General features: G+C 59.1%; 8 protein-coding genes and 1 pseudogene. 3 read left to right on the top strand and 6 right to left on the bottom strand.

Annotated features, from left to right (window positions below):
- Positions 1–72: 72 nt before the first annotated feature.
- The 4 genes and pseudogenes from AC1DSG_RS01160 to AC1DSG_RS01145 form a co-directional block, all read right to left on the bottom strand.
- Positions 73–804 carry a methyl-accepting chemotaxis protein gene (locus AC1DSG_RS01160; protein WP_477789205.1) on the bottom strand — a complete coding sequence of 244 codons (732 nt, stop codon included), beginning with the start codon at positions 802–804 and terminating at the stop codon, positions 73–75.
- Between the two features lie 132 nt (positions 805–936).
- Positions 937–1,965 (bottom strand): annotated as a pseudogene (locus AC1DSG_RS01155) (HAMP domain-containing protein); the annotation flags it as partial.
- A 146-nt stretch (positions 1,966–2,111) separates the two neighbouring features.
- Entirely contained in the window at positions 2,112–2,414 is a 303-nt protein-coding gene (locus AC1DSG_RS01150) for a cell division protein ZapA (protein WP_477789202.1), read from the bottom strand.
- The gene (locus AC1DSG_RS01145; protein ID WP_007947124.1) at positions 2,411–2,641 is read right to left on the bottom strand and encodes a hypothetical protein; all 231 of its coding nucleotides are present in this window, start codon (positions 2,639–2,641) and stop codon (positions 2,411–2,413) included. The genes AC1DSG_RS01150 and AC1DSG_RS01145 overlap by 4 nt, the downstream gene beginning before the upstream one ends.
- Positions 2,642–3,125: 484 nt before the next feature.
- Here AC1DSG_RS01145 and AC1DSG_RS01140 point away from each other — a divergent pair, with 484 nt between their 5' ends.
- The 3 genes from AC1DSG_RS01140 to selO are packed head-to-tail and all read left to right on the top strand — an operon-like array spanning position 3,126 to position 9,765.
- Complete coding sequence (locus AC1DSG_RS01140) at positions 3,126–4,868, top strand: potassium/proton antiporter (protein ID WP_477789201.1); 1,743 nt, start codon at positions 3,126–3,128, stop codon at positions 4,866–4,868.
- A 34-nt stretch (positions 4,869–4,902) separates the two neighbouring features.
- Complete coding sequence (gene mscK, locus AC1DSG_RS01135) at positions 4,903–8,253, top strand: mechanosensitive channel MscK (protein ID WP_477789200.1); 3,351 nt, start codon at positions 4,903–4,905, stop codon at positions 8,251–8,253.
- Positions 8,254–8,301: 48 nt separating this feature from the next.
- Positions 8,302–9,765 (top strand): protein adenylyltransferase SelO, encoded by a 1,464-nt coding sequence (gene selO / locus AC1DSG_RS01130; RefSeq protein WP_477789199.1) that lies wholly within the window; start codon positions 8,302–8,304, stop codon positions 9,763–9,765.
- Between the two features lie 6 nt (positions 9,766–9,771).
- Here the strand turns inward: selO and AC1DSG_RS01125 are convergent, their stop codons facing one another.
- On the bottom strand, positions 9,772–10,173 hold the full coding sequence (locus AC1DSG_RS01125; protein ID WP_477789198.1) for a helix-turn-helix domain-containing protein: 402 nt from the start codon (positions 10,171–10,173) through the stop codon (positions 9,772–9,774).
- Positions 10,170–10,466, bottom strand: coding sequence for a type II toxin-antitoxin system HigB family toxin (locus AC1DSG_RS01120; RefSeq protein WP_477789197.1), 297 nt, complete (start codon positions 10,464–10,466; stop codon positions 10,170–10,172). Before AC1DSG_RS01120 ends, AC1DSG_RS01125 begins: the two co-directional genes overlap by 4 nt.
- Positions 10,467–10,494 lie beyond the last annotated feature (28 nt).

Genomic DNA, 10,494 nt, shown 5'->3' with positions numbered 1-10,494 from the left:
CGCTCCCACAGTTGAAATGCGATCAACTGTGGGAGCGAGCCTGCTCGCGAAGAGGCCCGCAAAGACAACCCATCAACTCAGTTTGAAACTACTCATCTGCCGCGCCAGATCATCCGCCAAGCGCTGCAACGTCTGACAGTCTTCACGACAAGCCCTGACTTCCCCCACCGTCGCCCGCGCCAGATCAGAAATCCCCTGCACGTTGCGGTTGATCTCTTCCGTCACCGCCGACTGCTCTTCCGTCGCCGTCGCCACCTGATGGTTCATGTCGCTGATGCGTTCCACCTGCCCGGTAATCGCCGTCAACGACGCGCCGGTGCGCTGGCTCGATTCAACGCCCGTGCCGGTCGCTGCTTGCCCCGAATGCATCGATGACACCGCATTCTCCGCGCCTTGCTTGAGGCTGCCGATCATCTGCTGAATCTCATCGGTCGACGACTGCGTGCGTCGCGCCAAGGTGCGCACTTCATCCGCCACCACCGCAAACCCACGGCCCATGTCCCCGGCCCGCGCCGCTTCGATGGCAGCGTTGAGCGCCAGTAAATTGGTCTGCTCGGATATCCCGCGAATCACGGCCAGCACCTGATCAATCGACGCCACCTGATTGGCCAGCTCACCCACGGCACTCGCCGCAATACCGATTTCGTCGGACATGCTTTCGATATGCCGGATCGAGCCGCCCACTACTTCGCGAGCCTGCATCGCCTCATCGCGAGCACTCTGCGACGCGACCGCCGCGTTGCCAGCGTTCTGGGCGATTTCCTGCACGGTCAGGCCCATCTCATGAACTGCGGTGGCCACCATGTCGGTCATTTCCTGCTGACGACCAGAACGTTCCGCGGTGTTGTCCACCACCTTCGCCACTTGGCCAACAGCGGTGCGCAAGCGTTCGCTGGTGGTCAGAACTTCGCCAATCATTTCGCGCTGACTGTCCAGAAACCGATTGAAGCCGCGCGCCAGATCGCCCAGTTCATCGGCGCGACTGGCATCCAGCCGATGGGTCAAATCGCCACCACCGCTACCAATGGCTACCAGTGCCGCTGTTACCTGACGGATCGGGCGCACCAATCCACGGGCGAGCAATACCACCAGCAACAGGCACACCAGCGCCACCGCCAGGCCGATGCCGCTGCTCATCCACATCGCGCGACGGGCTTCGGCATAGATCTGCGACTGCGGCACTTCAGCCACCAGCGTCCAGCCCAGGTCACGCAACGGCAGGCTCAACGCGAGGAAGTCTTCGCCATCGCGCACGAAGCTACTGTTGGTGGCAGTTTTTTGACCCATGACCGCTTGCGCGGCGGGCGCGCCAATTTGCTCGGCGAGGGTGCGTTTGCCACTGAAGTGCGCCTCGGGATGCACTTGGATAATACCGTCGGAACGCACGAGATAGACCTTTCCGCGCTCACCGAAGCTGAAGTTGTGGATCAGCTCCGACAACTCTTTCATGCTCAACCCGAGGCCGGCAACGCCCACGACTTTACCGGCCTGCTCAATCTTGAGGTCGATGAACAGCGTCAATTCTCCGGTCGCGGTGTCATTGTCTATATTGACGGTGCGCGGCTGATTGCTGTCGAGGAATGAGTAGAACCAGGCGTCTTTGGGGTTGGAGCGGCTGAGGGTCCGATCCAGGCCTTTTTCGGTCAAATAGTGGTTTGACGCAGTGCCGACGATCAGCGCAGTCAAGGCTTTGTGTTCAGCGCGAATGCCCTCCAGGTACTGCGCGAACGTCGCCGTCCGGGCATCGTCTTCACCCCTGGCCAACCAGTCGCGCACCATGCTATTGCTGGCGATGTCCCTGGCGGCGGTGAGGGGTTGAACGAGGATTCGCTCGATGTCGTTGCGCGTCGCTTCGATGCTCGACGGCAGGGCCTGTTCGACCAGATAGTTCTGGGCGAGGCGGTTAACCACGAAGGTATAAATGCCCACCACGATCAGGATACTGACCAGCAGGGCGGTGCCCATGCTCAGGATTAACTGCCATTGGATACTGCGTCGCCAAAACTGCATGGAACACCCCCAAAGAATAAGAGGCTGGAACACTGCAACAGCCGTGCCGATTGTATACAGCACTTATCGACAACTTATTCTTTGGTTGTGCGCAAAGCCGATCAGGCCTGATTGATCGTCTTGGAGATCACTTCAACCGTGGCGCTGACTTGCTCTTGGTAACGGTCGAGTTCCTGCTTGTGCTGCTTTTTCAACTCGATCTGCTGCGAGCACAGATTCATTGCGGCCAGTACCAACWGGCGGTCACCGATCAATGTCGGGTACTTTCTTTTGGTGTCGGCCAAAGCAGCCTTCAACATCATCGCGGCGTCCAGCAGGGTTTGCTCTTCCCCGGCCGGCGCCTTGATCGAATAGTCCTCCCCCAGGATCGAGACGACTTTTACCCCTGCGGCGCCTTGATTCATGCGCTGACCGGGCCGGCGCTGACGCGCTCAACCAGGGCCTGGATGCGTGCGGCGGTGGCGCCTTGTTTCTCTTCCTGTTCCATCAGGCTCAGTTGCAGGCTTTCGTTTTCATCCTTGGCCTGAGCCAGTTCTGCACTCAGGGTCTGGTTGCTGCCCAGCAGTGCCTGGTTCTGTTGCACCAAGTCATTTACCAGCTGTTCCAATTGGCTTAGGGATGCTTCCAACATTTTGATTTTCCGAGCATTTTCAAAGGGCGCGTACGATAAAGAAAAGTCACCACGGATGCCAGGGTTATTCGGGCCCAAGGCCTTGATTTTCCTGGTGGGTGACCTTTCTCGCGAGCAGTAAAGACTGTGATTGGCCAATGGGGTTCCTGCACTTCGTCGCCGGGAGCCCTAATGCGACAAAAACGCGCAAGGCATGAACAGCATGGTTGGGCGGTTTAGCCTCTGTCAGCCATGCAACGCCCCCTGTCAATGATCGTTCCAACGCTCCGCGTGGGAATGCAGCCCGGGACGCTCCGCGCCCCAAAGCAGACGCAGAGCGTCCATTGAGGCATTCCCACGCGGAGCGTGGGAACGATCACCTACCTTCGTCTCCTGCGTTGCAAAAACCTTTTTGACAGCATCACATTTCAACAGGTTAGAATCGCTGGCACGCAGACTGCATGGTCAGTTTGTGCCCGCCTTTTTGTTTTTTGGAGTAATGCCTTTGAATGCAATCACCATCAACAGCCTGTTTCTGATCGGCGCGTTGCTGGTAGGTGCGAGCATTCTGGTGAGCTCACTTTCGTCCCGCCTCGGCATCCCGATTCTGGTGATTATCCTGGCCGTGRGCATGGCTGCCGGCGTCGACGGCGGCGGCATTATTTTCGATAACTATCCCACGGCTTATCTGGTCGGCAACCTCGCGTTGGCGGTGATCCTGCTCGACGGTGGCTTGCGCACCCGGGTCGCGAGTTTTCGCGTTGCGCTCTGGCCTGCACTGTCGCTGGCCACGATCGGGGTGTTAATAACGACCGCATTGACCGGCATGGTGGCCGCCTGGCTGTTCAACCTGAGCATTATTCAAGGCTTGTTGATCGGTGCGATTGTCGGCTCGACCGACGCCGCAGCGGTGTTCTCGCTACTGGGTGGCAAAGGCCTGAACGAACGGGTCACTGCCAGCCTCGAAATCGAATCCGGCAGCAACGATCCGATGGCGGTGTTCCTCACCGTGACCCTGATCGATATGCTCGCCAGTGGCGAGACCGGCCTGCACTGGAGCCTGCTCGTGCACTTCGTGCGTGAGTTCGGAATCGGTGCCGTCGTCGGTCTCGCCGGTGGCTGGGTCATGCTACAACTGGTCAATCGCATCAATCTGGCCAACGGCCTCTATCCGATTCTGGTCATTGCCGGCGGCCTGGTGGTGTTTGCCCTGACCAACGCCCTGCACGGCAGCGGCTTCCTCGCGGTGTATCTGTGTGGTTTGGTCATCGGCAACCGCCCGGTGCGCAGTCGCCACGGCATTTTGCACATGCTCGATGGCATGGCCTGGCTGGCGCAGATCGGGATGTTCCTGGTGTTGGGTCTGCTGGTTACACCGCATGATTTGCTGCCGATTGCCCTGCCTGCTCTGGGTCTGGCGTTGTGGATGATTCTGTTTGCACGGCCGCTGTCAGTGGTGATCGGTTTGCTGCCCTTCAAGGCGTTCCATGGCCGCGAAAAAGCGTTCATTTCCTGGGTCGGCTTGCGCGGCGCGGTCCCGATCATTTTGGCGGTGTTCCCGCTGATGGCCGGCCTGCCCTACGCTCAGCTCTATTTCAACCTCGCGTTCTTTATTGTGTTGGTGTCGCTGCTGGTGCAGGGCACGAGCCTGCCGTGGGTGGCCAAACTGCTGAAAGTGACGGTGCCACCTGACCCCGCGCCCATCTCGCGTTCCGCCCTGGAAGTGCATGTCACCAGTGAGTGGGAGATGTTCGTTTATCGCCTCGGCGCCGAGAAATGGTGCATCGGCTCACCCCTTCGCGAACTGAAAATGCCCGAAGGCACGCGCATCGCCGCGCTCTTTCGTGGCCAGCAATTGCTCCATCCGTCGGGTAGTACGGTGCTCGAAGTCGATGATTTGCTGTGTGTTATTGGCCATGAACACAACCTGCCTGCCCTCGGAAAACTCTTCAGCCGGGCACCGCAACGGGGTCTGGATTTGCGCTTCTTCGGCGACTTCGTGCTCGAAGGAGACGCCCAGCTGGGCGCGGTTGCGGCGCTGTACGGGTTGAAAGTCGAAGGCATCGATCCGGACATGTCGCTCGGCCACTTCATCGCCCAGAAAGTCGGGGGTGCGCCCGTGGTCGGTGACCAGGTTGAGTGGAACAACACTATTTGGACCGTCGCGGTCATGGAGGGGAACAAGATCGGCAAAGTGGGCGTCAGATTCCCCGAAGGAAGTCGCCCGGGTCCGGGTCTCTTCCTCTAAACTCCTTACTTCGTCTCGTTTTTGATCGGTCTTTATGTCAACCCTGCGTACTTTTTTCATCATGGCCCTGTTGGGCTTGAGCCTCTCCATCGGCACGTTGCAAGCGGCCGAACCGCCGTCCAGCGAAGCCGTGCAGGCGAGCCTGGACAAGATCGCCGACCGCAAGCTGCCGGAAGCCGATCAGAAAGCCCTGCAGGCGATCCTGCAAAACACGCTGACCCAGCTCAACAACCAGCGTGACTACGAACAGAAACTGGCCGATGTCAAACAGCAACTTGCCACCGCGCCCAAGCAAATCATCGAGAATCAGCGTGAACTGGCGCGCCTGAAGGGCACCAAAACGCAGCCGGTGACGCAACGTTACGCCAACCTGTCGATCCCGCAACTCGAACAAATGCTCACCGAGCGCTCGACCCAGCAAAGCGATCTGCAAAGAGCGCTGACGGACGCCAACACGCTGGTGATCACTGCTCAGACCCGCCCGGAACGCGCCCAGGCCGAAATTTCGGCCAGCCAGACGCGCATTCAACAAATCAACAACATCCTCAAGTCCGGCAAAGACGGCGGCAAAACCCTGAGCGGCGATCAGCGAGATTTGCTCAATGCCGAACTCGCTGCCCTGAACGCACTGATTCCGCTGCGTCGCCAGGAACTGGCCGGCAACAATCAGTTGCAGGATCTGGGCAACAGCCAGCACGATTTGCTCTCGGAAAAATCCGATCGCCTGGATCAGGAAATCCAGGAACTGCAAACCCTGATCAACCAGAAACGCCTGGCCCAGTCCCAGGAAACGGTGACCCAGCAGTCCATCGAGGCGCAGAAATCCGGCGGCAGCAGCCTGTTGGCCACGGAAAGCGCGGCGAACCTGAAGCTCTCCGACTACCTGCTCAAAAGCACGGACCGTCTCAACGAAGTAACCCAGCAAAACCTGCAAACCAAGCAGCAACTGGACAACGTCACCCAGAGCGATTCGGCCCTGGACGAGCAAATCAACGTGCTCAAGGGCAGTCTGCTGCTCTCCAAGATTCTCTACAAACAGAAACAGTCCCTGCCGCGTTTAAGGCTGGACCGCAACCTGGCGGACCAGATCGCCGACATTCGCCTCTATCAGTTTGAAGTCAGCCAGCAACGCGAATTGCTGAGTAACCCGGCCACCTATGTCGACAACCTGCTGTCGACTCAACCGCCGGAACAAGTCACCCCGCAACTGCGCAAGAGCCTTCTGGAACTGGCCACGACCCGCGCCGACCTGCTGGAGCGACTGAACCGCGAATTGAGCGCCGTGCTCAACGAATCCATCACCCTGCAACTCAATCAGAAACAATTGCTGAGCACCGCGCAAAGCCTGCGCGCGACCCTCGACGAACAAATGTTCTGGATTCCCAGCAACAAGCCGCTGGACATGGAATGGATTCGTGCGGTACCAGAACGCTTGCAGCGCCAGATCACTACCTTGCCGTGGTTCTCCAGCCTGAATGAGTTGAGCGATGGCCTGATTCAACGGCCGCTGTTGTTTCTGCCGCTGGTGCTGCTGATCGGCGCCCTGCTGTGGCGACGCAAAAGCCTGTATGCCCAACTGAACAAGGTTCACAAGGACATCGGCCACTTCAAGCGCGACAGCCAATGGCACACGCCGCAGGCCATTCTGGTCAATATATTGCTGGCGATGCCGGTCGCGCTGGGCCTGGCCTTGTGCGGTCTTGCCTTGCAGATCGATGCCCGCGGGCAGAACGCCAACATGGGCGCCGCGCTGCTGCAAATGGCCCAGGCATGGCTGGTGTTCTACACCGCCTACCGGATCCTCGCGCCGGGTGGCGTGGCCGAACTGCATTTCCGCTGGGAAAAGCCTCAGGTCGAATTCCTTCAGGGCTGGATCCGTCGACTCGGTCTGGTGGTGATGGCGCTGGTGGCGGTGGTGGCCGTCGCCGAGTTGCAACCGGCGACCCTCTCGGATGACGTGCTGGGCATGCCGGTGGTGTTGACCTGCTATGCCTTGATGGCGTGGCTGCTCAGCCGTTTGCTGATGCGCAGCCCGACGCACGAGAACGCTTCGCTCTTCCGCAAATTAGTGGGGATCCTGTTTACCGCCCTGCCGATCGCGTTGTTCGTGGCCGTATGCTTCGGCTACTACTACACCGCACTCAAGCTCACTGACCGATTGATCAATACCCTTTACCTGCTGATGTTCTGGCTGGTGATCGAAGCCACTTTTGTCCGCGGGCTCAGCGTTGCTGCCCGCCGCCTGGCGTACCAGCGAGCCCTGACCAAACGTCTGGCTGCGAAAGAGGCCGGTGACGGCGAAGCCGTTATTGAAGAACCGACGCTGGACATCGAGAAGGTCAACGAACAATCCCTGCGCCTGATCCGTCTGGCGCTGCTCGGTGCTTTCATGGGCGCATTGTACTGGGCCTGGTCCGATCTGATTTCGGTGTTCTCGTACCTGGACAACATCACCCTCTACGAATACACCAGCGGCACGGGAGCAACCATGAGCATGGTGCCGATCAGCATCGGCGACATGCTGGGCGCGCTGATCATCATCGGCATCACCTTCGCCCTCGCCCGCAACTTGCCGGGCCTGCTGGAAGTGTTCGTGTTGTCCAAGCTCAATCTGGCGCAGGGCAGCGCCTACGCCACGACCACGCTGCTGTCTTACGTGATTGCCGGGGTCGGTTTCGTCACGACCTTATCCACGCTCGGCGTGAGCTGGGACAAGTTGCAATGGCTGGTGGCCGCGCTCTCGGTCGGCCTGGGTTTCGGGATGCAGGAGATTTTTGCGAACTTCATCTCCGGCATCATGATTCTGTTCGAACGCCCGGTGCGGATCGGCGACACCATTACCATCGGCAACCTGTCGGGCACGGTCAGCAAGATTCGAATCCGCGCCACGACCATCACCGACTTCGACCGCAAGGACATCATCGTCCCGAACAAGACGTTCATTACCGGGCAACTGATCAACTGGTCCCTGACCGACACCATCACTCGGGTAACGCTCAAGCTCGGCGTCGATTACGGCTCGGACCTGGACCTGGTAAAAGAACTGCTGCTCAAAGCCGCCCGGGACAACCCGCGCGTGCTCAAGGACCCGGAACCGCACGTGTATTTCCTGAATTTCGGCGAAAGCACCCTCGACCACGAGTTACGCATGCACGTGCGCGACCTTGGTGACCGAAACCCGGTGCTCGATGAGGTCAACCGCTTCATCAACCGCGAGTTCAAGAAGCAGCACATCAACATCTCGTTCCGGCAGATGGAGGTCTACCTCAAGAACCTTCACGGCCAGGAATACAAATTGGTGCCGGTTGAACCGGAAAATAAAACCATCGTGCCGCTGGTCGATGGCACCCCCCCTCAAGAACCGCCAGCCGCCAAGCTCGACTAACCGCGCTATCCCTAGCAGAATGCTCGGACATTCTGCTGGAGATGGCCGTTGAAAGCCCTCGACGAACTGACCTTCGATAATCGTTTTGCCCGCCTGGGCGATACGTTTTCCGCCCATGTGCTGCCCGAGCCCATCGATAACCCGCGTCTGGTAGTCGCCAGCCCTGCGGCCATGAAGCTGCTGGACCTGGACCCGGCCGTGGCCGAAACCCCGGAGTTCGCCGAGCTGTTCAGCGGCCACAAGCTCTGGGCCGACGCAGTGCCACGGGCGATGGTCTATTCCGGGCATCAGTTCGGCTCCTACAACCCCCAACTGGGCGACGGTCGCGGCTTGTTGCTGGGCGAGGTGTACAACGAGGCCGGTGAACACTGGGACTTGCACCTCAAGGGTGCCGGCCAGACGCCTTTTTCGCGCATGGGCGATGGCCGCGCGGTCTTGCGCTCCTCGATCCGCGAGTTTCTCGCCTCAGAAGCGCTGCACGCGCTGAACATCCCGACCACCCGCGCACTGTGCGTGATCGGCTCCGACACGCCGGTGTGGCGCGAGAAGCAGGAACGCGCCGCGATGGTCCTGCGCCTGGCTCCCAGCCATGTGCGCTTCGGGCATTTCGAATACTTCTACTACACCAAACGCCCCGAAAAACAGAAAGAACTCGGCGACCACGTGCTGGCCATGCATTTCCCTGAATGCCTGGAACAACCGGAACCGTATCTGGCGATGTTCCGTGAAGTCGTCGAGCGCAACGCCGAGCTGATCGCCAAATGGCAGGCTTATGGCTTCTGTCACGGGGTGATGAACTCCGACAATATGTCGATCCTCGGCATCACCTTCGACTTCGGCCCATTCGCCTTCCTCGATGACTTTGACGCCCATTTCATCTGCAACCACTCCGACGATCAGGGCCGGTATTCCTTCAGCAACCAGGTACCGATCGGCCAGTGGAACCTCAGCGCCCTCGCCCAGGCCCTGACGCCGTTCATCAGCGTCGAAGCCCTGCGCGAAACCCTCGGGTTGTACCTGCCGCTGTACCAGGCGCACTACCTGGACCTAATGCGTCGTCGCCTCGGTTTCACCACCGCTGAAGACGATGACCAAAAATTGTTGGAACACTTGCTGCAACTGATGCAGAACAGTGGCGTCGATTACAGCCTGTTCTTCCGCCGGCTTGGGGATGAGCCACCTGAACAGGCTGTCGCCCGTTTGCGCAATGACTTCGTCGACATCAAGGGCTTCGATGCCTGGGGCGAGCTTTATGTCGCCCGGGTGGCTCGCGAAGGCGTGGTAGATCAGCAACAGCGCCGAACACGGATGCACGCGGTCAATCCGTTGTACATCCTGCGTAACTATCTGGCGCAGAAAGCCATCGATGCGGCAGAGAGCGGCGACTATTCCGAGGTGCGTCGGCTGCATGCGGTGCTGAGCAAGCCGTTCGAGGAACAGCCGGGGATGGAAAGTTATGCCGAGCGGCCGCCGGAGTGGGGCAAGCATTTGGAGATCAGTTGTTCGTCGTGAGGCGGGTCAGATAAAGACGTCTACCGGCACATTGAATCGCTCGGCCAACCAGCGGACCTGCCGCAGGTTGAGCTGACGCTTGCCGCTCAGGATCTCGGAAACGACCGACTGAGAGCCGACGCCAGGCAGGTCGCTTTGAGTCAATCCATGTTCGCGCATCATGTAACCAAGCACTTCGGCACCTGTGGCTTCGGGCATGGGGTGATGCTTGTGGTCCCATTCCTCAATCCAGTCACCGATGATGTCCACCAGACTCATCAGAGGATGCGACTCGTCAACTCCGGTCATCTCGAGTAACTCGTCGAGTGCCTGCACCAGCGTGTCATAGTCGTGTTCGTTCTTGGGTTTGCGTAGCAATGGCGATACGAACTCCCAGTGCTCGGCCGCATTTTTGATAAGAACGCTCATGCTCTTCCCTCCTTCCATTTACCGCGGTCATATTCGCGGTGATCCAGCACATGCTTGATGTAGATTTTTTGATGCTGATATCGAACATAGGCGATCAGACGTAATTTGTTTCCACCAATATCGAAAACGTGAAACTCACCGACCTTGTCGGTCGCGGGAAATGAAGATTTCATTGCCGCAAAATCACTTGGCTTGACGCGTTTTACCATTCGATACCACTGGTCCAGTGCGCTGGCCGCCTGCGGCCACATTTCCTTGGCGTCCCAGATTCGTTTTTCGGAAAACACTCGCATGCAACATCCTTATCGCATTCTGCTATGG

The organism is Pseudomonas sp. P5_A12 (assembly GCF_056400685.1).
Note: the sequence above shows the minus strand (reverse complement) of the source record. Positions and strands in the feature narration are given on the sequence as shown.